A 22,523-nucleotide genomic window follows, 5' to 3' on the forward strand; every position below is an offset into this window, starting at 1 on the left:
AGGCGGCCGGGGCCGCCCCCCGCGCACCACCCAGCCGTAAGGCACATGGCGCTGTTGCAGTACGGGGAAGCCGGGCATGCAGCGGGCCGAGGTGGCTGTCGAGCGCAGCCGTTTCAGCCCTGGCCACCGCGTCACGTGATGTGATGGCTGGAGCACCACGTGTCCGGTTGAGTGCCAGGGGTAGCCCGCTATGGAAGGTGACGGGATAACTACTCCTGGCGAGGGGTTCGACTATGGCGCGCATAACGATCAACGGGATAACCCTGGACCCGGTCACCGAGGCAGCCGGGCTGCGATCGGTCATCCCTGATCCCGAGGACGTCGCGGACACCAAGTACGTCCTGGTGCAGGTCCGCCGGCCGGTGGCGGAGCAGGAACGGGCGCGGCTCACCGACCTCGGCGTGAAGATCCAACAGTACGTGCCCGAGAACACCTACAAGTGCCGGTACGAGCCCGACGACCTGGGACCGGTGCTCGCCGAACCGTATGTGGCGTGGGCGGGCAGGTACCTGTCCGACTTCAAGATCCCGGCGACGTTGCGTCCCACCGGCACGGCGGTGACGGCGAGCGTGGTGCCGAGCGGCGAGGGCCGCTCACCGTCCCGCAAGCCCCGCGAGGTGGACGTCGTCCTGCACGAGGACGTCGACCCGCGAGCCGACCAGGTGCTCGAGCGCATCGGCGCGGCCGCTCGGCTCGACCTGTCAGAGGTCCGTCCGGGCCGGCACAAGGTACGCCTCACCGTCGAGGAGGGGCGGCTGCCGGACCTCGCCGACCTCGACGAGATCCACCACCTCGAGCCGGTTCCGGCCCGACAGCTGCGCAACGAGGTCGCCCGCACCATCCTGCGCACCGACGCCGGCCCTCGTCCCGGCCGCTACCAGGGGGCCGACCAGGTGATCGCCGTGGCGGACACCGGGTTCGACCTCGGGACGACCAGCGACGTCCATCCGGCGTTCAGCGGCCGGGTCAGGGCACTGCACCCGCTCGGCCGGCGCCGCGCGGACGACCCCGACGGGCACGGCACCCACGTCGCCGGGTCGGTGCTCGGCGACGGTCCGTTCGCGGGCGCCACCGGCCCTGCCCCGAACGGCTCCGGCCGGGTCCGCGGCACCGCGCCCAAGGCCACCCTGGTGCTGCAGTCGTTGCTCGACGCCCACGGCGGACTCGGCGGAATCCCCGACGACCTGCACGACCTGTTCGAGCCGCCCTACGAGGACGACGGCGCCCGGGTCCACACCAACTCCTGGGGAGCGGTCGTGCCCGGCCTCCCCTACGACTCAAGCGCGTTCGAGATCGACGACACCGTCTGGAACCGACCGGACCTCGCGATCTGCTTCGCCGCCGGTAACGACGGGACCGACAGGGACGCCGACGGCACGGTGGACCGCAGCTCGATCGGCTCCGAGTCCGCGGCCAAGAACGCGATCGTCGTCGGCGCGAGCGAGAGCGACCGGCCCGAGTTCCGACCGACCTACGGGGCGTACTGGCCGACGCAGTTCCCGGCCGCGCCGATCACCACCGACCGGCAGGCCAACCGTCCGGCGGGCATGGCGGCGTTCAGCAGCCGCGGTCCGACCCGCGAGCGGCGCATCAGGCCCGATGTGGTCGCCCCCGGCACCTGCATCCTGTCGACGCGGTCACGCGCCGTCGTCAACCCGCCGACCGATTTCGGGACCTCGGCTGACGACCGGTACTTCTTCCTCTCGGGAACGAGCATGGCCACCCCGCTGGTCGCCGGGACAGTGGCCACGCTGCGCGAGGCGCTCGTCGACAACGGCTTCCCGGAGCCGAGCGCGGCGCTGCTCAAGGCAGTCCTGCTCAACGGTGCCACCGAGCTGGCCGGCCAGTACACCCCGACCGAGGTGGGGCCATCGCCGAACAACAACGCCGGATTCGGCCGGGTCGACTTCGCCGGTTCGATGGCATCCGTCCAGCCCGAGTCGGCCGCCACCGGTGGCGCCGTCGAGGGCGGACCGCTCCGGCAGGGCGAGACGAGCTCCGCACGGCTCGACGTCCCCGCCGGGTCCACCCTGAAGATCACATTGGTGTGGACCGACCCGCCGGGTGAGGCACTGCAGAACGATCTCGATCTGATCGTCCGGAGTGCGGACGGCCATGAGCGGCACGGCAACATGGGGACCTCCACCGAGTTCGACCGGGTCAACAACGTCGAGCAGGTGGTCTGGCCGGAGGTCCCAGCCGGTGGTGTCGAGGTCGCCGTCACCGCGTTCCGGATCACCACGGAGGCCCAGCCGTACGCCTACGCCTGGCGAGCCTTCTGAACCCCGGCAGGTCTGAACCCCGGCAGGAGTGCCTGGCTACCGGTGGGTCGTGCGTCGGGCGGTCGACCGTAGGCGGTGGAGGGTGAAACGGGCCGACGCCGTGAACAGAGTCACCGCGCGGAGGACGATCGGGTCCACGCGTGTCAGCGGGCGGGTCCACCGCACGGCGACGAAGCCGAGCAGACCGCCTTCGTCCGGCATGGGCACGACCAGCGCGGAGCCGATTTCCAGTTGGCGTGCCCGCTCGGACGGGATGAGCGGTGTGTCGGAGGGGTCGGCGATGAAGATCGGGGCCCGCAACTGGGACAACGCGCTCAGCGCGGCCTCGTCGTCGGGACCGGCCCGGGCTCCCACCCGGGTCAGCGGCTCGGTGCCCGGGGACACCGACGTGCCGGCCGCATCGAACACCGTTGCGTACGGCATTTTCGCCAGCATCACCGCGACGGCGTCCGCGCCGGCGAGGGAGCGGACGACATCGGCGGTCAGATGTGCCGCGGCCGGAAGGTCGTCGGGGTGCCAGAGCTGGTCGAGTCGCTCGAGCGCGTCGGCGACATCGGTGTTCATCAGCCGTTCCCTGCGGGCGTCGCACAGGAGCATCGTCTGGGCCGCGAGGTGGTGCAGGGAGCGGCGCTGCCCGGGTGCGAGCTGGCGGGGCATCCGGTCGGAGACACACAGGGCACCGAGGGCGTGTCCTTCGGGTGTTCGCAGCGGCATCCCGGCGAAGAAGCGCAGTGGGAGGTTCGGATCAGCGCGGACCGCGTGCGCGAAGCGCATGTCCCGCGTCGCGTCGACGACCTCCAGGTACTCGCCGGACCAGACCGCGTGGGATGCGACGCCCACCCGGCCGGTGAATCCGGTGATCTTCAGGCCGTGCCAGGATTTGAACCACTCCCGCTCGGCGTCCACGAACGCGATATGGGCGTAGGAGCAGTCGGCCAGCTCGGCGGCCAGGGCGGCGACCTGGTCGAACTCGGGCTCCGCGGGGGTGTCCAGGAGTCGGTGGCTGCGCAGCGCGGCCAGGCGGTCGTTCTCGTCGGCGGGCGCGGGCGCGATGAGCCCACCTTGGGTCCAGCGGTCCTTGCCCTGCTGGGTGACCACAGCGTCCGCCGGCCGCCCGTTGTCGTCCTTCGCCGCCACGGCCTGCCCGGCGTGCTCCGTGTCCTTCCCCGCCGGCTGCCCGGTGATCCGATGGCCCGGCGGCGCGGGTGGCGCCGCCACCGCGGCGGCGGACACGGCGCGGTGGTCGGTGTCGCGCCGCGTCGTATCGGTGAGCAGCGGTGTGAGGTCCTGCGCCGGCAGCGGGGGCGAGAACGCAAATCCCTGGAGGAGGTCGCACCCAAGCTCGGTCAGGATCCGTTCGCTGGGCTCGTCCTCGATGCCCTCACCGACGACGCGCACCCCGAGCCGGTGGCCCAGGTCGACGACGGACCGCACGATCGCGACGTCCGGCAGGCTGCCTTGGGCGTCTGCGACGAAAGACCTGTCGATCTTGATCTCGTCGAAGGTCAGGGCCTTGAGGATCTCCATCGAGTTGTAGCCGGTCCCGAAGTCGTCCATCGACAGCTTCACGCCGGAGACCCGCAGTTCGCTGAGCATCGCGGCGGCCCGGGCCGGCTGGGAGACGAGCGCGTTCTCGGTGATCTCGAGGGTGAGGATATCGGGGGGAAGGGCGTAGGCTGCCAGCCGCTCGGCGACGACCTGCGGGAGCTCGTCAACCACCAGCAACCGGGGCGAAAGGTTCGCCGAGACGGCCACCGGTATCCCCTCCGCCCGCCAGCGGGCGCACTGGCGCAGCGCCTCATCCAGCTCCCACCAGGTCAGCTCGACAATCAGGGAGGAACGTTCGGCCATCGGCAGGAACGACCCGGGTGGCAGCAGCCCACGGGTGGGATGCCGCCACCGCATCAGCGCCTCGACGCCGACGGTCCGTCCGGTCGTCGCTTCCCGCATCGGCTGGTAGTGCAGCTCCAACTCGTCCCGTTCGATCGCGGACCGTAGCTGCGCGTGCAGTTCGAGTTCCCACGGCTTCACCGCGGCCATCCCGGTCGTCCACACCCCGACCCGCTCGCCGCAGCGCCTGGCATCGGCGAGTGCCGCATCGGCGCACCGGAGCAGATCGATGATCCGGTTCCCGCAGGACGGCGCCCCGGCGAGACCCGCCGTAGCCTCCACCTCAACATCCACCCCGTTGATCCGCAGGCGTCCGTCGACCTGCCGCAGGATTGCGCGACCGAAGTCGGCGAGCGCGAGATCCGCCGTCTTCGGCGGGCTTTCCCCGTCGCCCGCCACGGCCGCTCCAGGTATCAGCAGGGCGAACGTGTCGCCGCCGAGGCGGGCGACGAGCGTCGGGGCTGGCCTCACCGGGCAGAGGCAGTCGGCGAACCTCCTCAGCACCTCGTCGCCCGCCTCGTAGCCCAAAGCGGTGTTGATCTCCTTGAAGTGGTCGACGTCAACGACCATCAGCACGGCCTGACGCCCGGTCGCGACGATGCCGGCAACAAGCGGATCACCAGTCCGCATCAGTCCCGCGCGGCTCGCCAAAGCTGTCAGGCGATCAACGAGAGAACGGTCCCCCGCCCAGTAGAGGGACATGTGGGTCAGGAACGCGGCCGCCACAACGCCCATGCCACAGCCCGCAGCCGCGAGGGGGAACTCCGTGAACCACCCGTGCAGGCTGAACGCGCCGAGCGCGACAGCCACCACGACGGCCGCGTGCACCCCGACGGCAGCGATCCGGGACCACACGAGACCCACCTGGCTGCCGACCCACGGGAACCAGAACAGCAGCGTCAGCGCAAGCTCGGCGGACTCGGCCGCGGCCAGCGCGGCCGTCACCGCCGCTACGGTCACCGAGGAGGCGACCAGGGCCAGCGGACGCAGGTGCGCCGCCGCGACGACGGACATCGCCGCGACGGTCGCCACCCCGAGCCCGGCCCCCACCGCGACAGACAGGTCCAGGTGGCCCGGCGAGCCGGGAACAAACACCAGAAGCAGGAGAAAGACGGAGCCAAGGAGGGGCGGCGCCATGAAGAACCCGCGGTCGCCGGCGGCCCCGGAGCGACGCTGCCCACCCCCGCCCGTCGGGACGCCCTGACCAGGCCGCCGGACCTCCGGTGGCAGATCGCCATGGATACGGGCACGGAGGCGGCCCCCCGCGCCCAGGCACACGCTTGTCCACAGCCAGGCCATGCCTCTGCGGTACCCGCCGACAAGCCGTTGGAGCGTGTGAGGTGCCAGAAGCCGGGCCCGAGCCCGTGATCTGCGCTGATGCCCCAGTGCGGGCGGGTGGGCTGGCGCCCCCGAGTCCGCCCGGCGCCCGGTGGCTCCCGCACCGCTGACGACACTCGCCGTTCCCGGGGTTGCCGCGTGTGGACACATGAGGACGGGTAGTTACCTTGCCGGGAGGGGAGTTGGTGTCACGTCGGCATGTCTGTCTGGGGCCGCAGAACGAGGTCCCCGAGCCGAGCGCGGCCGTCGTCGATCTACTCGGCCTGCTGCAGCGACGAACCGGCATGGACCTGGCCTGGCTCGGCCGGTTCGACGGGCAGCTGCTGGTCCTGCAGGCGATGAGCGGGAACCCGCGCCCCTTCGGCCTGTCACCCGGCTGCAGTGTGCGGTACGAGGATGTGCTGTTCGGGCAGGTCCGGAACGCGTCGCTTCCTCCGCTGATCCCGGACACCCGCCGCGACCCCCGCACCGAGTCGTCGGCCTCGGTCCGCGAACTGGGTGTCGGTGCCTACGCAGCGATGCCGGTCCTCGACGCATCCGGCCGGCTCTACGGCCTGCTCGGCTGCCTCAACCGACACCCCCGGCCGTCACTCGGCGAGCGGGACGGCCGCCTGCTGTGGCTGCTGGCGGAGTTCCTGACGGGATACGTCAGCGACCTGCGCGAGATGTGGGAGGCCCGCAGCCGTACCTGGAGCCGAATCCAGAACATGATCGACGAAGGTCATTTCACCATCGCCTACCAGCCCATCGTGGACCTGAGAACCGGGCAGCCCGTCGCGCTCGAAGCGCTGACCCGGCTCGAGAACTTCCCCCACGGCCCCGGATCCCTGTTCACCGACGCCGCGGACGTCGGCCTCGGCCCGGAACTGGAACTCGCCGCGATCCGCAGGGCACTGACCGCCCTACCGGAGCTGCCGGGCGGTGTCCGCCTCGCGGTGAACGCCTCCCCCTCGACCCTTCTCAACGGACTGGTCGGCGTCCTGCTCGAGTCCGGGGCACCCGAACGACTCGCCGTCGAGATCACCGAGAACGAGTACCTCGACGACGACCATGATCTGATCGCCTCGATCAGGACCCTGCGCGACCACGACATCCGGATCGTCGTCGACGACATGGGAACCTGCTTCGCCGGGCTTCAACTCGTGCTGCGCCTACGCCCCGACGTGATCAAAATCGACCGCTTCATCATCCAGGGGATGCCCACGGATCCCGCCCACCAGGCCGTCGCCGCGGGCGTCACCACCATTGCGCAGGCAATCGGATCCCGCGTCGTCGCAGAAGGCATCGAGACCACAGCCGAACTCACCGCGGCCCGCGACGCCGCCCTCGACTACGGGCAGGGATTCCTCCTCGCAACCCCCACCCCGAACCTACGCACCGCCTGCGCCCCGATCGCCCCGCGCCCCAGCACCGCCACGCACCGGCCACCACCTGACTGACGCCTCGACTGGAGTGTGGTGCCGCAGGCGGCCGTCAGCTGGTGCTCGCTCCCACCCTCGCGACCAGGCGTTCCATGGCGACGAGTGCGATGTCGTCACTGAGGGAACCGCCGGTCCACTCGATGAGTGCGTCGACCAGGCGGGCGGTCCCGTCGGGCAGCCGCGCGTCGGTGAAGGCGTCCCGCACGGCTGGGATGACCGGGAAGAACTCCCGTGTGCGCGGGTTGCGGGCCTCAACCAGGCCATCGGTGTAGAAGAGCACCTGGTCGGACTGGACGAGGAGGACAGGGGCCGCCCTGGGTGCGACACCGAGCCCGAGCGGCGGCTGCCGGTCCGGGACGCCGAGCGCCGTCACCCTCCCCGCCCGGACCAGCAGTGGGTCGGGATGGCCGGCGTTGAGCAGGAGCATCCGCCCGGCATGGTCGACCTGGGCGACGACCGCGGTGACGAAGTCCTCGCCGTTCCCGCGGCCAAGCTTGGCGACCTCGCTGTCGAGTGCCGCGACCAGCTCCGCGGGGTCCTCAAGCCGCCCGGCCAGAGCCCGGAAACAGCCCAGGACCCGGTTGGCGAGCCGGACCGCGTCAAGGCCTTTGCCCCGCACGTCCCCGACCAGCAGCCGCACCCCCCACCAGGTGTCCAGCACCTCATAGAGGTCTCCGCCGACAGCGGCTTCCACCGCCGCGCTGCGATACATCGCGGTGAACCGCAGACCGTCGATAACCGCCGGAACCGGGTTCAGGATGGCACGCCGCGCGGCCTCGGCCACCTGGACGAGCGCGGTCATCCGGCGCTCCCGAGCCTGGCGGACCACACTCGCGGCCACGGCGATCCCGCCACCGAGGGCGATACCGACAAGCCGGACCACCATCGCGGTCCGGTTCTCTTCCGATGGCGTTCCCACGATCTGATCCCAGATCGATACCGCACCCGCCCCGGCAAACGCCGCCATGGCGTAGATACCGGTCAACCGCGGACCGACGATGCTCGCCGCCAGCAGGGGAGCTATGACGACGAGCGCGATGACGACGAAACCGGGACCGCCAGCCACGTCGATCACACAGACCGCCACGACGATGACGAGCGGGAGCAGCGCCGCTGCCCGTGAACGGATTCGCCCGAAGGTCACACCAGACCTGGTACCCCGGTCGGAAGGACGCGAGCGCCCCCCCGCCGAGAACGCACGTTCCGTAGACCCGGCGGGTCCGAACGGCACCGCCCACGTGGTGACCATGATCGTAGGAACCGTCGCGGGATTCACCTTCCCCCTCGGCCTCGGCAACGTCGCCGCGCTCGGCATCGGACGGTGCCGGGAGGGCCCCGCGTGCGCGGAGGCAACGCCCGCCGCTGACTGCGGCGCCATCCTCACTGGTTGACGAGACTATTAGTTTATCGTCTACTGGCGAGGCAGGGCGTGCCGGGCGAGCCAGCCCCGTCGACGCGCCCCGCGTCGCCATCCCGGTGGATTCCCCAGCCCGGGCCAGCCAGGACGGGAGCTGACAGCAGATGAAGGGGTCATCGGCGGGCGCTGCGGAGCCGGGTTCCGACCCGTCGTCGCGGGATGGGCAGACCCTCGATGCAGAGCGCGTATCCGCAACACACCGGGCTCAGACCGGGACTATTAGTCCCATTGGTGATCGGGATTTCGAGCTGCTTCCCGCCAAGGCGGGCATCCCGTTCGCCCCGCGTACGCCGCTGACCGAGCCGTTCTGGGCCGGCTGCGCCCGCGGCGAGCTGCTGTTCCAGCGGTGCGCCGACTGCGGGTACGCCGGCTTCCCGCCGGCGGTGGCCTGTCGGGCCTGCCTGTCCCGGGCGCTGCGCTGGGAGCGTTCGGCCGGTGGCGCCACCCTCTACAGCTGGACGGTCGTGCACCGACCGGTGAGCCGGGCGTTTCGCACTCCCTACGCCCCGGCGATCGTCACCGTGGACGAGGGCTACCAGATGATGACCTGCCTGGTCGGCCTGGGCGTCGCGGCGATCCAGGCCGGGATGCGGCTGCGGGCCGTCTTCCACGAGATCGAGCCGGGCACGAGCCTGCCGTATTTCAGCCCCTCCACCGCACCGTCACCACCATCGGAACAGGAGCCGCCATGCGTGCCGACGATCTGATTCTCATCAGTGTGGACGACCACATCGCAGAGCCCGCCTCCATGTTCGACGCACACGTCCCGGCGAAGTACCGGGAGTTCACGCCGCGCGTCGTCGAGGAGGAAAGCGGTGCGCAGCAGTGGTACTACGGCGGCCTCCGCGGCCGGAACCTCGGGCTGAACGCGGTGGCCGGCAAGCCGCCGGAGATGTTCAACATCGACGCGAGCCGGTACGACGAGATGCGCCCCGGCTGCTACGACGTGCACGAACGGGTCCGTGACATGAGCGCCGGCGGGCAGCTCGCCGGGCTCAACTTCCCGAACTGGACGGGCTTCTCCGGCCAGGTGCTCAACCAGGGGCCGGACCGGGACGTCAACCTGGTCATGATCAAGGCCTACAACGACTGGCACGTCGACGAATGGTGCGGTGCGTACCCGGAGCGTTTCATTCCCTGCGGGATTCTGCCGCTGTACGACGTCGAGGAGGCGGCGAAGGAGATCCACCGCCTCGCCGCCAAGGGGTGCCACGCGGTCACCTTCTCGGAGAACCCCGAGGCGCTGTCGATGCCGAGCATCCACACCGACTACTGGCACCCGCTGTTCCGTGCGGCCAGCGATGTCGGCACCGTGCTGTGCCTGCATGTGGGCTCGTCGTCCCGGGCGCCGCTGTTCTCCACCGACGCCCCGCCGAGCGTGAACATCGCCGCCTCGTCGATGATGTCGGCCTACTCCCTGCTGGAACTGGTCTGGGCGGAGTTCTGGGCCGACTTTCCCGACCTGCGGTTCTCCCTCACCGAGGGTGACATCGGCTGGATTCCGTACTTCCTGTGGCGGTCCGAGCACGTCCGCCGCCGGCATTCCGGGTGGGCCCGGCCGACCTTCCCGGCGGGCATGGACGGCCCGTCGGACGTCTTCCGCCGCCACATTCTGACCTGCTTCATCAGTGACCGGGTCGGCGCCCGGCTGCTCGACTGGTTCGCGCTCGACAACGTGTGCTGGGAGTCCGACTTCCCGCACTCCGACTCGAGCTGGCCGATCGGCCCCGAGGACGTCCTGGAGAACCTCGGCGAACTGCCCGACGACACCATCGACAAGATCACGCATGAGAACGCGATGCGGCACTACCAGTTCGACCCGTTCCGGCACCGGCCGCGGGAGCGGTGCACCGCCGGCGCCCTGCGCGCCGAGGCCGCCGACGTCGACGTCGTCACCCATGTCGGGCGACTCGCCGACCAGCGCGACCGCGACGCGTGGGCGCGGATGACCGCCCCCCGGGCAAAGGCGTGACCGCGCGCGTGTCCCACCCTCAGAAGGGAACGCCTGTGGCGGGCCATCCGCTCCACGGTGTCCGGGTGCTGGAACTCGCCACCGGAATCGCCGGCCCCTACCTCGGCAAGATGTTCGCGGACGCGGGCGCCGACGTGGTCAAGATCGAGAGCCCCGCCGGGGACCCGCTGCGCGTCTGGTCCGCGTCGGGCACCCAGCAGGCCGACGGCGGCGACAGCGCGCTGTTCCGCTTCCTGAACACCTCGAAGCGTTCGGTCGTCGTCACCGACGCCGAGAGCCCGCGGATCACCGAACTGGCGGCGCAGGCGGACCTCATCGTCCTCGGCGACGGCCTCCACCACGGCGTACCACCTGCTGGCACCGGGCCTGGCTCCGGCTCCGGCTCCGACATCGGCACCGGCACCGGCACCGGTGTTCCGGAGCTGGCCCGGCGGCTGCACGTGACGTACCCGCAGGCGGTGGTCGTCGCGATCACGCCGTTCGGGCTGACCGCGAGCAGCGCCGACGCGACTCGTCCGATGACCGAGTTCCTGCTGCAGGCGCTGAGCGGGTCGACGGCCGGCCGCGGCTCCCCCCAAGGCCCGCCGCTGCAGGCCGGCGGGCGGATCGGCGAGTGGGCGTCCGGCACCTACGCCGCGGTCGTCGCGCTCGCCGCGCTGCACGGCGCCCGCCGCGACGGCGTCGGCGACCTCGTCGACGTCTCGATGCTGGACTGCATGACGGTCATCCTCGGCGGGCTCAGCGTCGTCGGCCCCACCGTCATGGGCCGGCCGCCCGCGGCCGCGGGAGCCGCCGCCGCGGCCAGCCGCATCCCGGAGCTGCCGTCGATCGAGCCGACGAAGGACGGGCTCGTCGGGTTCTGCACGATCACCGCGCAGCAGTTCCAGGACTTCCTCCTGCTCATCGATCGGCCCGACCTGCTCGCCGACGACGACCTGGCGAACCTCGGCAGCCGCTACGCACGCCGCGAGGAGTTCCTCGCCGCCGTGCACGCCTGGACGTCCACGCACACCTCCGAGGAGATCATCGAGCGTGCCGCCGCGCTGCGCATCCCGGTCGCCCCGATCGGCTCGCCGCGCACGGTCACCACGATCGACCAGTTCACCGCGCGGGGCGTGTTCGGCCCGAACCCGCGCGGTGGCTTCCAGCAGCCGCGGACGCCCTACCGGATCGGCGACTTCCGCGGCCGGCCGCCCGAGCCGGCTCCCACCCTCGGCGAGCACACCGACTCCGTCGCCTGGCCGGCTCGCAGGCCGCCCGCCGCCGCCACCCCGACAACCACCCCTGCCGCGGTGCCGGACGGTGGACGTCCGCTACCGCTGTCCGGGCTGCGGGTGCTGGACCTGACCGCCTTCTGGGCGGGGCCGTCCGCGACGTTGCTGCTGGGCTCGCTCGGCGCCGATGTGATCAAGGTCGAGGGGGTGTCCCGCCCGGACGGGATGCGCTTCTCGGGCGGCAAACCGCCCTCGGAGCCGCAGTGGTGGGAATGGGGCGTGATGTTCCTGGCCACCAACCCCAACAAGCGTGGCATCAGCCTGGAACTCACCCGGCCCGAGGGCATCGACCTGGCCCGCCGGCTGATCGCGGCCAGCGACATCGTCATCGAGAACTTCTCGCCGCGGGTCCTGTCGAACCTGGGCCTGGACTGGGACTCGGTGCACGCCGCGAACCCGGCCGCGATCCTGACCCGGATGCCCGCGTTCGGCCTGGACGGACCGTGGCGCGACCGCACCGGCTTCGCGCAGACGATGGAACAGGCAAGCGGGATGGCCTGGCTGACCGGCACCGCCGACGGCCCGCCGCTGATCCCACGCGGCGCCTGCGACCCGATCGCCGGCCTGCACGCCGCCTTCGCGACGCTGGTCGCACTCGCCGCGCGGCACCGCACCGGCTCCGGCACCGTCTCGGGCTCCGGCACCGTCTCCGGCACCGTCTCCGGCTCCGGCTCCGGCTCCGGCTCCGGCTCCGGCACCGGCACCGGCCGTGGTGCCGGAGGCACGCTCGTCGAGGCCACCATGGTCGAGGCGGTCCTCAACGTCGCCGCGGAACTCACCATCGAGTACACGGCGAACGGCGCCGAACTCATGCGCGCCGGCAACCGCGGCCCGCTCGCCGCACCCCAGGGCGTCTACCGGTGCGCCGGCCCCGACGGCTGGGTCGCGCTCGCCGTCCTCGACGACCCGGCCTGGATCGGCCTCTGCACCCTGATCGGGCGTCCCGACCTGGCCCGGGATGCGGAACTGGTCACCATCCACGGACGTCGCCAGGCCAGCGCCCACGACCGGATCGACGCGGCGATCACGACCTGGACGGCTGCCCGCGACCGCGACACGGCGGCAGCCGAACTGGTCGCGGCGGGCGTGCCGGCCGCCCCTGTCGTCCCGCCGGCCGACCTGCTCGACAGCTCGCTGCACGCGGACCGCGGCTTCTTCGAACCACTGCGTCACCCGGTCGTCGGCGAGCACCCCATGCCCGGCGTCGCCTTCCGCCTCGCCAGCCATCCCGGGCCGCTGCTGCGCCGTCCTGCGCCGGCCTTCGGGCAGCACGACGACGAGGTCTACGGCGATCTGCTCGGCCTGTCCGCCTCCGAGATCAACGTGCTGCGGGAAAGCGGCCTTGTCGCCGACCGCCCCGCGGGCGTCTGACCATGGCCGTCTCAGCCTGGTCGACCGGTGGGGCGCCTCGCTCGCCTGGCGGGGAGCCCGGCTCGGCGGGCGGGGTCTTCCCTTAGGGTGGCGGAGGCGCGTGGGGAGATGCCAGACGCGCCAGGGGAAGATCGCGGCGCCCTGCGGATGGGGACGGGCCGCGTGGCGAGGAGGGATGCGGCAGTGGTCCGACGGGACGCGGCCGGACTGCCGCCCACCAGCTACGCCGTGCTCGGTCTGCTCGCCGTCGCCGACCTGCCGATGTCCGCGGTCGAGCTGAAGACCAGAGCCGAGTTCAGCCTGCGCTTCTTCTACTGGGCGCCGGCCGTCAGCCACATCCGCAAGGAGTTGACCCGGCTCGCCGAACTCGGCCTGGTCACCGCCACGGAGGTACCGGCACCGCGGGTCCGGCGCACGTTGGTGCACGAGATCACCGACGCCGGCCGGACGGTGCTCCGAAACTGGCTGGACGACCTGCCCGACGACGAACCGGTGGTGCTCAAGGACCCGGTCCTGCTGCGCGTGTGGCTCGGCGCCCAGGGCGACCCGGACCGCATCGTCCGCCTGCTCGACCAGCACCTGGAACGGACCCGCGCGGCGATCGACGACCTGCAGTGGGGCCGGCGCCGGGCCCGCGAGATGGGCCTGGACAACGTGCCGCGCCTGCGCCACTCCCGCGCCGTCGGCGACTACGTCCTGCGCCGGCTGTACGCCGAGCTCGCGAACCTCACCCAGCTCCGGGACGAGATCACCTGCCGCCCGACCGAACCGCGCCCGCCGACGGCCGGCCCACCACCGCTGCACGAATACGACGACGATGACGACGACGGGGACCGGGACGGCACCAGCCGCTCCGACGAGCACACAGGCACCAGGGGCTGACCGGCCCCGCTGCTGGCGACGGGTCCGTCGCGCCTGCCCGGCCACGTCCACCATGACGGGAGCGACATGACCCGCAAGCGGAAGCCGGCAGTGATCGCCGGTGTCCACAACACCGTCCAGGCCCGCCGGCTGCCGGGCGAGACGTCCCGCACCCTTCTGCTCGACGCCGTCGCGGGCGTCCTGGCGGACGCGGGCGTGCCGCTCGCCGCGGTGGACGGCCTGTCCGCCGGTGGCGACAGCGCCGGCCTGATCTACGATCTCGGGCTCGGTCCCTGTTGGCAGGGCAGTCAGTTCGGGGTCTCGATGGTGCTCGAGGCGGCTGCCGCGATCGAAACCGGGCAGGTCGACACGGTGCTGGTAGCCGCTGCCGACGCCGGCACCTACACGGACCGGGCCGCGACCGCGCCGTGGACCCGCCCCGAGAACGAGTTCGTGGTCCCCTGGGGTCTGTTCACCGCCGCCGAGTTCGCACTTGTCGCCCGCCGACACATGATCACCTACGGGACGACGTCCGAGCAGCTCGCCAGCGTCGCGGCGACGATCCGCAACAACGGGCACGCGAACCCGGCCGCCGTGTATGCCGGGCGCGGCCCGTTCACCGCCGCCGACGTGCTCGCCTCCCGCATGGTCGCCGACCCGTTCCACCTGCTCGACTGCTCGATGACCGCCGAGGGCGGCTGCGCCCTGCTGCTCACCACCGCCGAGCGCGCGGCCGACCTGCCCCGGCCGTCCATCCAGGTTCTCGGCGGATCCGCGGACCATTTCGGGCCCAGCTACCGCTTTCCCCCCGCCTGGGACCACAGCGGCCGTTCCGGCACCCTGGTCAACGGCGAGGTCGGCGGACGAGCCTTCGAGCGGGCACTGCGCACCAGCGGACTACACCGCGACGACATCGACGTCCTGGAGCTGTACGACCCCTTCTCGTTCGAGATCATCCGCCAGCTGGAGGCGTTCGGTTTCTGTGGCCCGGGAGAGGGCGGCCCGTTCGTCGAGGACGGCCACATCGCGATCGACGGCAGCCACCCGGTGACCACCGACGGCGGCACCCTGTCGTTCAGCCACGCCGGAGCCGCTCCGCAGATGCTGCAGCGCGTCGTCCGCGGCGTCGAGCAGCTGCGCGGCACCTGCGGCCCGCTGCAGGTGGCCGACGCACAGGTGGCCCTGTGCACCGGCGGCGGCGCCGGCGCCCTGTTCACCGCCGTCGCGCTCCTGGGCCGCGGCGTCTCCTAGAACCACAGCCGCCGCCGGGCGGTGTGCCGGAGCTCCGGTGTGCTCTCAGACGTCCGGCATGCCGCTCGACTGGCCCTGCCGGAGCTTGCGGCGCATCAGCTTGCCGCTGGAGGTCGTCGGAAGGGCATCGACGAAGTGGACGGCTCGTGGCACCTTGTAGGCCGCCAGCCGCGTGCGGCAGTAGGCCAGCAGTTCCTCGGCGTCGGCCTCGGCCCCCGTGCCGGCCGTGGTGTCCGTTCTGGCACGGGCGGCGGGCACCACGTACGCGTGTGCGACCTCGCCCTTGACCGGATCGGGCTCTCGGCCGACGGCGACCAGCGCAACCGCCGGATGGCCGATCAGCACGCGTTCGATCTCAGCGGGGTAGATGTTGTAGCCGCCGGTCACGATCATGTCCTTGAGTCGGTCGACCACGAAGAAGTGACCCAGCCCGTCGTGGGTGGCGACGTCACCGGTATGCAGCCAGCCGGCCGGGTCGATGGTCTGCCGGGTTGCCTCGGGGTTGTTGTGGTAGCCCAGCATGACGATCGGGCCGCGGACCAGCAGCTCCCCCTTCTCGTTCGGGCCCGCCTCGCGGGTCGGGTCCTCCAGCGAAACGGTGCGGACCTCCACCCCGGGAAGGGAGACCCCGATCGAGCCGTGCACGTTGGGTGCGTGCAGGGCATGGGTGGTGCCGAGCCCGGACAGTTCTGTCATGCCCCACAGCTCCAGCAGCGGCGCACCGCAGCGGGCCTCCCACGCCTCGATGACACTCTTCGCGATGGTCTGACCGCCCACCGTGCAGCGGCGAAGTGAGGTCAGGTCGGCTGCCGCCAGCTCCGGAAGGTCCAGCAGCATCGCGTACATCGCGGGGACGCCCTCGAGGAGGGTCGCCCGGTGCCGCTCGACGAGTCCCAGGACGGTCGCGGGATCGAACCGTTCCAGCAACACCACGGTGCCGCCGACCATCAAGGTGCCGTTGATCGCGATATTGCCGTACACGTGTGAGCATGGCAGGGGACTGACCACCACATCGGTCTCGGTGCGTCCGTGCATCGCCGCGGTGAGGGCGCAGTTGAGCACCAGCGAACGCTGCGACTGCATGGCGCCCTTCGGGCGCCCCGTCGTTCCGGAGGTGTAGGCCAGGCAGGCCAGGGAACCCGGATCGACGTCCAGCGCGGCGAAGCCGACCGACCCGGCGGCGACCAGCTCCGTGAAGGAGAGGGTGTCGAGCTCGGTCTCGTCGAAACTGATGACGTGCCGCAGCGAGGCGACGTCCCGAAGCGCGGCAGCGACGCCGGCAAGGCGTTCGGCGGAGGCGAGCAGGACCGACGCGCCGGCGTCGGCGAGCATGTAGGTCAGTTCGTCGGCCGTGAGCATGACGTTCGCCGGGATCACCACCGCACCGGCCCGCAGGATCGCATGGTAGGAGACCACCCATTCCCACCTGTTCTGGGCGAAGATCGCAATCCGGTCGCCCGGCGCCACGCCCAGGTCCGCAAGCGAGGACGCCAGGCGTCCGGCGTCCTGGTCCAGCTCGGCGAAGGTGAGGGTCCGCGTCGGGGTGACCAGTGCGACCCGGTCCGGGTAGGTGGCCGCGACCCGGGTTGACATCTGTCCCAGGCCGTCTGTCGCCGTCGGCACCGTCGCGATGGACATCGTCCCCCGCTTTCTTCAGGAAGCACAGTGATCCTGTGTCATGAAAGCGGGGTGGAGTCACCTGCGGCACCACCGAAGGGTTGTACCGCGTGATTCAGGTACCGCCCGATTCAGGCCAGCAGGCCGAAACCGCGTGCTGCTGTGATCGCCTCGACGCGGTTGCGCGCCCCGAGCTTGCCGAGGGTCGAATGCCAGTAGGACTTCACCGTGCTGACCATCAGCCCGAGGTCGGACGCGATCTCCGCGTTGGTGCTGCCGGTCGCGACCCGCCGCAGGACATCGAGCTCACGGGGAGTCAGCGCTGGAACCCCGGCACCCGCCCGGCCGACGCACGTGGCTGCCTGCTCCTCGGTGACCCGACGCCGCTCGGCCAGCATCCCCTCACGTCGCGCGATCTGCGCGACCTGTAACGACAGCGCTATCCCCTGCGCCAGGACGCGGATGCGTTCGCTGACGACCCCTCCGACGGCCCCGTTCTCCCTGCTGGCCAGGGTGAGCACCCCGAGGACGCGGGATCCGGCGACCACAGGCGCGGCGATCATCCGTACCACCCTCTCGGCGGTGATCACCTCGTCGAACTCGTGGGAGATCGTGGGCGCGCCGAGATAGCCGTCGACCCAGGCCAGCGCCTGCTCCTGGAAGACCTTGCCGGTCAGGCCCCAGCCACTGGGGATGGACAACCGATCGAGCAGGGGGGTCGTCTGGCCGTGCACATACTCGATCGTCAGCGCGCCGGACTCGGTCGTGAGCGCGACCCAGGCGACCTCGTCCCGGTCGCCGTCACCGCTGAGCAGCCCGTTGAGGGTCTGCCGGGCCGGCGAACCCGCGTCGAAGACGGATCGGGCGTCGAGGGCCGGTCGGGGATCGAGCGCTGTGTCCGCTCCGACCGCCGAGAAAGTGAGCGCATGGTCTGCCATCGGCCCCCCATCGTCCGGAACCCAACCCGCTCCCGTCGTCGGTGACGGTCGCGTCTGCGAGCACCGTGGGCCGGCCGGCGCGGCGATGCTGGCTGACAGTGTGCCAGAGTTCATCGGACTATTGAGCCAGTGACGGTGACCGGGCTCGCCAGAGCCGCAACCGCTGGCGAAGCCGACCCAGACGGCCCGTCACTGTCGAGTTTTTCCTTGTCATGAGCGTGGATGAGAGTACAGTCTGCGCTCAGACGCTCCCGGTCCATCGCGGGATCCGTAGCCATCCTGCTTGCGCTACGTAGGAGTCACGTAACCTTCAGCGCCTCGATGCAACCTTTTCGGAGCAGCCAGTGAGACTATTCGTCCGACTGCCGAGGTGGGATCGATCGCCATCTGCACTCACGAAGCCGCTCAGCGTGCCCGCCGGTGCGCCCGTCTGCGTCCACCCGCACCCGCCCCCGCCGCCGCGAGGCCCAGCCCAGTACGCGCGACTGCGCCCAGAAGAGGAGTTCTCACCTGATGCGAGCACCATTACGCGTGGCCGCGGTGGTCGTGGCCGCCGGTACGTTCATGAGTGGCCTGGCCGCCTGTTCGAGCGACTCATCGGACACCGGCTCCGCCCCGCTCGTCGCTGCCGACCAGGTGAAGGCCGGCCTGCCCACAGGATGGAGCAGCGGCGGCTTCGTTCCCGACAGTGCTGGATTGAGATGCGGCCAGACCGCGGACGACCCCACCCGGGGCATCACCGACACGGAGATCACCATCGGTGGTCTGGCGTATCTGACCAGCGCGAACGGTAGCTCGATGGCAGGATCCGAGCTGGGTGCGCAGGCACGGTTCGACCGGGCGAACGCGGACGGCGGTATCAACGGCCGGAAGATCCACTATGTCGGGACGCTCGACGATGGTAACGACCCGGCACGCAACATCGTTCAGGCCAAGGCGCTGGTCGAGCGGGAGAAGATCTTCGCCGCAGTGCCGGTGATGACCACCAGCGCCAATTATCTCGACACTTTCTGCGAAGAGACAGTGCCATTCTTCGGCTGGGGAACCAACCAGGGGTACTGTGGCACCTCGATTGGGTTCGGGATCACCGGATGCTCGCTCCCGGACGAAAAACTCGGGTATACGCTCACCACCTACGGCCCGCTTTTCCAGGCCATGTTCGACGGTAAGGCCAAGGGCAGGTCGATCGCCCTGATCGGTATCGACAACGATTCCGCGAGGGACGGGCTCGCGGCTGTCTCAAGAAGTATCAGCGCGGTCGGGCTCGACGTTGTCTACGAAGAGAACCCGATCCCACCCTCCGGTGCCACGGACACGACCGCGATCGTCAACGCGATCATGGGTGCGAACGACGGTGCGCCGCCGGATGTCGTCTACTACATCGCGGACTTCAACTCGACCATCAAGCTGACCGCGGCACTGGCCGCCGCCGGTTTCCAGGGCAAGAACCTCAACCCGGTCGGCTACGATCCGCGGCTCGCCGGCTTCGAGGGCCTGCAGAGCTCCTACACGGTCCTGTTGTGGCAGCCAGGCGTCGACACCAGCGTTCCAGCCATCAGGCAGATGGTGGACGATTTCGGAAAATACGCTCCGGGAACGGCGATCAGCCTGCCCGCCATGGCCGGATACTGGGCCGCGGACATGTTCGTCACCGCGGTCACCAAGGCGGGTCGCGACCTGACCATCGACTCGCTGCTCAAGCTGCTCAACAACGACTACTCGAACTACGTCGAGGGAGCGTTGCCTGAGACGAGGTGGCCGACGAATCACTACATCCAGGCACCTTGTGGATCGCTCGTGCAGATGAACGGCGACACGTACGACATCGTGAGCGATGTCGCCTGCGGAGCACTCGTGAAGGAGTAGTGGCGGGCGGTGGGCGGAAGACGACCGGCCGGGTCGTCCGCCGCCCACCCGGCCCGATGACGGGCGCATGTCGCCCCCGCCGAGCGCGACGACTGGCCGGCCGGCTACGGCCAGCCCTCTGCCCACGGTGAGCTGCTCGAAGATCGTCGGGACCGCCGACCGCGGACACCCTTCGCGCTGGAGGCGCTCCGGAGGGTGGCGGCCCTACCGTGCACGAGGGCCACTACATAGATCATCGACGGTGGCCTGAAGGCCCGATGGCAAGTGAGGGTGTGCTGATGTCTGACAGTTCTGGCAGTTCTGGCAGTTCTGGCAGTTCTGGCAGTGTCGAAAAGCTGGCATTCGATGGTGGCGTTGTCATCGTCACCGGTGCTGGCGGCGGGCTGGGCAGGGAGTACGCCCACCAGCTGGCCGCCCGCGGCGCGCGGGTCGTTGTCAACGACATCGGCCGGTTGCCCGCGGGCGATGACGGCGGCCACGCCAGCTCGGCGGCCGCCGTCGTCGCCGAGATCACCGCGGCCGGGGGCGAAGCGGTCGCGGATCACACGGATCTGCGCGCTCCCGACGGGGGGGAGCACATCGTCGCGACTGCCCTCGACACCTGGGGGCGACTGGATGGCGTCGTCAACAACGCGGGTGTCGCGTCAGGTGGATCTTTCAGCGATCTCCCGGCCCCTGACTTCGACGCAGTGCTGTCCGTCAACCTGTTCGGAGCCTTGGCCGTGACGCGGGCCGCCTGGCCTCACCTCGGCCGGTCGGGTGCCGGCCGGGTGGTCAACGTGACCTCTCACTCGATTTTCGGCGCGGTGTCCGCGAGCCCTTACATCGTGTCACGCACCGCTCATCTCGGCCTCACGGCCGCGCTGGCTGCCGAGGGCGCCGAACAGGGCATCAAGGTCAACTGCGTGATGCCGGCGGCCTTCACCCGGATGACCGCGGACATCCCTGATCCCGACCTGCTCGACCTTGTCAGGACCCACTTCCCGACGGAGCGGGTCGCGCCGCTTGTGGTCCTGCTGTGTCACCCGAGTTTCCCCAACTCCGGGCAGGTGTTTCACGCCGGCGGCGGCCTGTTTGCCCGAGTGGCCATCGCTGTCGGATCGGGCCACGTCGACCCCAAAGCGACGCCCGACGACCTGCTTACCCACCTCGACTCGCTGACATCAATGTCAGACCCTGCCGTCCCCACGGACATAAACGACGTCATGAACCGCGTTTTCACCCTGGCTCTCAGCTGAGGAGTGTACCCATGAAGCTGCACCGTTCCGCGATGGTCGAATCCCTCGATGCGCGCATCGAGGTCACCGGCGATGAACGGCACCGGGCCAACCTGGCCGTCGTGCGCGAGCACATGGTCGGGGAGATCGCCGAAGACATCGACGCCCTGCTGCGGACGCTGTCGCCCGATCCCGTCTACCACACCTGGGGCGCCGCACCGGAGCTGAGCCCTCAGGGCACCGAGCGGGTTCGGCGGTTCTACGAGGAGCGGGCCGCGGCCGGCCACCTGTATTTCCAGTACGACATCGAGCACCTGGTGGTCACCGACGACATCGTCGTCACCGACGGAGTCATGACCTCGCTGGTGCCGGCCAGGGGAATGCTCCAGTACGGAATCCCCGACGACGACACCGTTTACAAGCTGGTCGTTCGGATGGCGATCTTCTGGCCGATCGACCCCGACGGTCTGGTCATCGGCGAAGAAAGCCACAGCAGCCTACTCAGCTTCGATGCAGTCGACCCGGCCGACCTGCCGACGGATTTCCCGTCACAGCAGGCCCCGGCCGGGCCCTGACTTCAGCGACATGCAGGGGCGCGGTGAAAAGGAGGCGCGATGAAGGCCGTGATCTTCACCGGCAAGGAGCGGGTCGCCGTCGAGGACGTCGACGAGCCTCGGCTCGAGGACGCGTCCTCGGCGATCGTCGAGGTGGAGCGGACCTCGATCTGCGGCTCCGACCTGCACTTCTACTGGGACGAGTTCAACATCTCGCAGGGAGTCAGGCCGGGCCACGAGTTCATCGGAACGGTGGCCGAGGTTGGATCCGAGGTCGAGTCGTTATGCGTCGGGGACAGGGTCATGGCGATGGGCCTGTACGGGTGCGGTCATTGCTCCGGATGCGCGGACGACCGCCCGACCGCGTGCACCCGCGGCTGGGTGAACTTCGGCACCACGCTGGCTGTCCCGGGCGGTCAGGCGCAGCTGGTGCGGGCTCCCCACGCCGACCATGTCCTGCGCAGGCTGCCGACGTGGATCAGCGACGACGACGCGGTACTGATGACGGATGTCCTTCCCACAGGTGCCTTCGCGGCTCGCAACGCGGGCATCGAGCCCGGCTCCACGGTTGTCGTCATCGGACTCGGACCCATCGGGCTCAGCAGCGTCGCGAACGCGTTCGCCTACCAGCCCGCTCGGGTCATCGCGTTCGACGGGCTGGCGTCCCGACGCGGCCGTGCGGCAGTGCTGGGTGCGGAGGTCTTCGATCCGGGAGAGGCCGGCGTCGTCGAGCAGGTGCTCTCGCTGACCGCCGGCGTCGGCGCGGACAGCGTCATCGAAGCGGTAGGCCGTCCCGAGACGGTCGTCGCCGCGGTCTCCGCCGCGCGGGTCGGCGGTACCGTCTCGGTCATCGGCGTGCTGACCGAGGCATTTCCCGTCCATCCTCTGACACTCGGCACCCGCAACATCACCTTGCGGGTGGGGACGACGGATGTGCCGCTGATGTGGAAGCGCCTCCTCCCTCTGCTCGAGCAGGGGCAGGTGCGGCTCGCCGACGTGTTCACGCATCGCCTGCCGCTGACCGACGCCGCCCGCGGCTACGAGATCTTCGCCAACCGCGCCGACGACGTCTTCAAGGTCGTCTTCGACGCCCAGTCCTGAGAGCTGTGACCACACGACACCTGCGGGGCCATCGGGCGCTTGTCACCGGCGGCGGAACGGGCATCGGGTTCGGCTGTGCCGAGCAGCCTCTCGCCGCCGGTACCGCGGTCACCGTCGTCGTGTGTGGGTGGAGGCAGTAGCTACCGGAAGCGG

At 70.4% G+C, this 22,523-nt stretch carries 16 protein-coding genes; 12 read left to right on the top strand and 4 right to left on the bottom strand.

Translation table 11 applies throughout. The features are described from left to right. The first annotated feature begins 233 nt into the window (after positions 1-233). Positions 234-2,282 (top strand): S8 family serine peptidase, encoded by a 2,049-nt coding sequence (locus ACG83_RS33420; protein WP_054570237.1) that lies wholly within the window; start codon positions 234-236, stop codon positions 2,280-2,282. A 36-nt stretch (positions 2,283-2,318) separates the two neighbouring features. On the opposite strand, the gene ACG83_RS33425 is transcribed toward ACG83_RS33420, so the two are convergent. Then, a complete protein-coding gene (locus ACG83_RS33425) occupies positions 2,319-5,309 on the bottom strand; it encodes an EAL domain-containing protein (RefSeq protein ID WP_054570364.1) in 2,991 nt (996 codons plus the stop codon). 386 nt (positions 5,310-5,695) lie between these two features. On the opposite strand from ACG83_RS33425, the gene ACG83_RS33430 reads away from it, so the two are divergent. Beyond that, positions 5,696-6,949, top strand: a complete 1,254-nt coding sequence (locus tag ACG83_RS33430) for an EAL domain-containing protein (protein ID WP_054570365.1) — start codon at positions 5,696-5,698, stop codon at positions 6,947-6,949. Between the two features lie 34 nt (positions 6,950-6,983). Here ACG83_RS33430 and ACG83_RS33435 read toward each other — a convergent pair whose 3' ends face one another. Continuing rightward, a complete protein-coding gene (locus ACG83_RS33435) occupies positions 6,984-8,075 on the bottom strand; it encodes a PP2C family protein-serine/threonine phosphatase (protein ID WP_054570238.1) in 1,092 nt (363 codons plus the stop codon). Between the two features lie 103 nt (positions 8,076-8,178). Here ACG83_RS33435 and ACG83_RS45855 point away from each other — a divergent pair, with 103 nt between their 5' ends. The 6 genes from ACG83_RS45855 (at position 8,179) to ACG83_RS33460 (ending at position 15,077) form a co-directional block, all read left to right on the top strand. Further along, positions 8,179-8,322 carry a hypothetical protein gene (locus ACG83_RS45855; protein ID WP_158230781.1) on the top strand — a complete coding sequence of 48 codons (144 nt, stop codon included), beginning with the start codon at positions 8,179-8,181 and terminating at the stop codon, positions 8,320-8,322. 130 nt (positions 8,323-8,452) lie between these two features. Beyond that, positions 8,453-9,055 carry a Zn-ribbon domain-containing OB-fold protein gene (locus ACG83_RS33440; protein ID WP_083473796.1) on the top strand — a complete coding sequence of 201 codons (603 nt, stop codon included), beginning with the start codon at positions 8,453-8,455 and terminating at the stop codon, positions 9,053-9,055. Then, a complete protein-coding gene (locus ACG83_RS33445; protein WP_054570239.1) occupies positions 9,037-10,320 on the top strand; it encodes an amidohydrolase family protein in 1,284 nt (427 codons plus the stop codon). Before ACG83_RS33440 ends, ACG83_RS33445 begins: the two co-directional genes overlap by 19 nt. Before the next feature lie 35 nt (positions 10,321-10,355). Then, the gene (locus tag ACG83_RS33450; RefSeq protein ID WP_054570240.1) at positions 10,356-12,965 is read left to right on the top strand and encodes a CoA transferase; all 2,610 of its coding nucleotides are present in this window, start codon (positions 10,356-10,358) and stop codon (positions 12,963-12,965) included. Positions 12,966-13,148: 183 nt separating this feature from the next. Beyond that, entirely contained in the window at positions 13,149-13,847 is a 699-nt protein-coding gene (locus ACG83_RS33455) for a PadR family transcriptional regulator (protein WP_054570241.1), read from the top strand. Between the two features lie 66 nt (positions 13,848-13,913). After that, on the top strand, positions 13,914-15,077 hold the full coding sequence (locus ACG83_RS33460; RefSeq protein WP_054570242.1) for a thiolase family protein: 1,164 nt from the start codon (positions 13,914-13,916) through the stop codon (positions 15,075-15,077). Positions 15,078-15,122: 45 nt separating this feature from the next. Here ACG83_RS33460 and ACG83_RS33465 read toward each other — a convergent pair whose 3' ends face one another. Together ACG83_RS33465 and ACG83_RS33470 are read right to left on the bottom strand one after the other, a co-directional pair. Continuing rightward, entirely contained in the window at positions 15,123-16,715 is a 1,593-nt protein-coding gene (locus ACG83_RS33465; protein ID WP_083473798.1) for a class I adenylate-forming enzyme family protein, read from the bottom strand. 110 nt (positions 16,716-16,825) lie between these two features. Continuing rightward, positions 16,826-17,632, bottom strand: coding sequence for a LuxR C-terminal-related transcriptional regulator (locus ACG83_RS33470; protein WP_054570243.1), 807 nt, complete (start codon positions 17,630-17,632; stop codon positions 16,826-16,828). Positions 17,633-18,052: 420 nt separating this feature from the next. Here ACG83_RS33470 and ACG83_RS33475 point away from each other — a divergent pair, with 420 nt between their 5' ends. The 4 genes from ACG83_RS33475 to ACG83_RS33490 all read left to right on the top strand — a co-directional run bounded on the left by ACG83_RS33475 (position 18,053) and on the right by ACG83_RS33490 (position 22,370). Further along, positions 18,053-19,498 carry an ABC transporter substrate-binding protein gene (locus ACG83_RS33475; protein WP_235498348.1) on the top strand — a complete coding sequence of 482 codons (1,446 nt, stop codon included), beginning with the start codon at positions 18,053-18,055 and terminating at the stop codon, positions 19,496-19,498. A gap of 278 nt (positions 19,499-19,776) precedes the next feature. Beyond that, positions 19,777-20,736 (top strand): SDR family NAD(P)-dependent oxidoreductase, encoded by a 960-nt coding sequence (locus ACG83_RS33480; RefSeq protein ID WP_063793298.1) that lies wholly within the window; start codon positions 19,777-19,779, stop codon positions 20,734-20,736. An 11-nt stretch (positions 20,737-20,747) separates the two neighbouring features. Then, positions 20,748-21,290, top strand: coding sequence for a nuclear transport factor 2 family protein (locus ACG83_RS33485; RefSeq protein ID WP_054570246.1), 543 nt, complete (start codon positions 20,748-20,750; stop codon positions 21,288-21,290). Between the two features lie 39 nt (positions 21,291-21,329). Beyond that, positions 21,330-22,370, top strand: a complete 1,041-nt coding sequence (locus ACG83_RS33490) for an alcohol dehydrogenase catalytic domain-containing protein (RefSeq protein ID WP_054570247.1) — start codon at positions 21,330-21,332, stop codon at positions 22,368-22,370. The last annotated feature ends 153 nt before the right edge of the window (positions 22,371-22,523 follow it).

This window comes from Frankia sp. R43 (assembly GCF_001306465.1).
GTDB classification, from domain to species: Bacteria; Actinomycetota; Actinomycetes; order Frankiales; family Frankiaceae; genus Parafrankia; species Parafrankia irregularis.

What these genes read in the sequence shown, in the direction of transcription:
- ACG83_RS33420 (WP_054570237.1), top strand. Translation starts at nt 234, where the DNA reads ATGGCGCGCATAACGATCAACGGGATAACCCTGGACCCGGTCACCGAG.
- ACG83_RS33425 (WP_054570364.1), bottom strand. Translation starts at nt 5,309, where the DNA reads ATGGCGCCGCCCCTCCTTGGCTCCGTCTTTCTCCTGCTTCTGGTGTTT.
- ACG83_RS45855 (WP_158230781.1), top strand. Translation starts at nt 8,179, where the DNA reads ATGATCGTAGGAACCGTCGCGGGATTCACCTTCCCCCTCGGCCTCGGC.
- ACG83_RS33440 (WP_083473796.1), top strand. Translation starts at nt 8,453, where the DNA reads ATGAAGGGGTCATCGGCGGGCGCTGCGGAGCCGGGTTCCGACCCGTCG.
- ACG83_RS33445 (WP_054570239.1), top strand. Translation starts at nt 9,037, where the DNA reads ATGCGTGCCGACGATCTGATTCTCATCAGTGTGGACGACCACATCGCA.
- ACG83_RS33460 (WP_054570242.1), top strand. Translation starts at nt 13,914, where the DNA reads ATGACCCGCAAGCGGAAGCCGGCAGTGATCGCCGGTGTCCACAACACC.
- ACG83_RS33465 (WP_083473798.1), bottom strand. Translation starts at nt 16,715, where the DNA reads ATGTCCATCGCGACGGTGCCGACGGCGACAGACGGCCTGGGACAGATG.
- ACG83_RS33470 (WP_054570243.1), bottom strand. Translation starts at nt 17,632, where the DNA reads ATGGCAGACCATGCGCTCACTTTCTCGGCGGTCGGAGCGGACACAGCG.
- ACG83_RS33480 (WP_063793298.1), top strand. Translation starts at nt 19,777, where the DNA reads ATGTCTGACAGTTCTGGCAGTTCTGGCAGTTCTGGCAGTTCTGGCAGT.
- ACG83_RS33485 (WP_054570246.1), top strand. Translation starts at nt 20,748, where the DNA reads ATGAAGCTGCACCGTTCCGCGATGGTCGAATCCCTCGATGCGCGCATC.
- ACG83_RS33490 (WP_054570247.1), top strand. Translation starts at nt 21,330, where the DNA reads ATGAAGGCCGTGATCTTCACCGGCAAGGAGCGGGTCGCCGTCGAGGAC.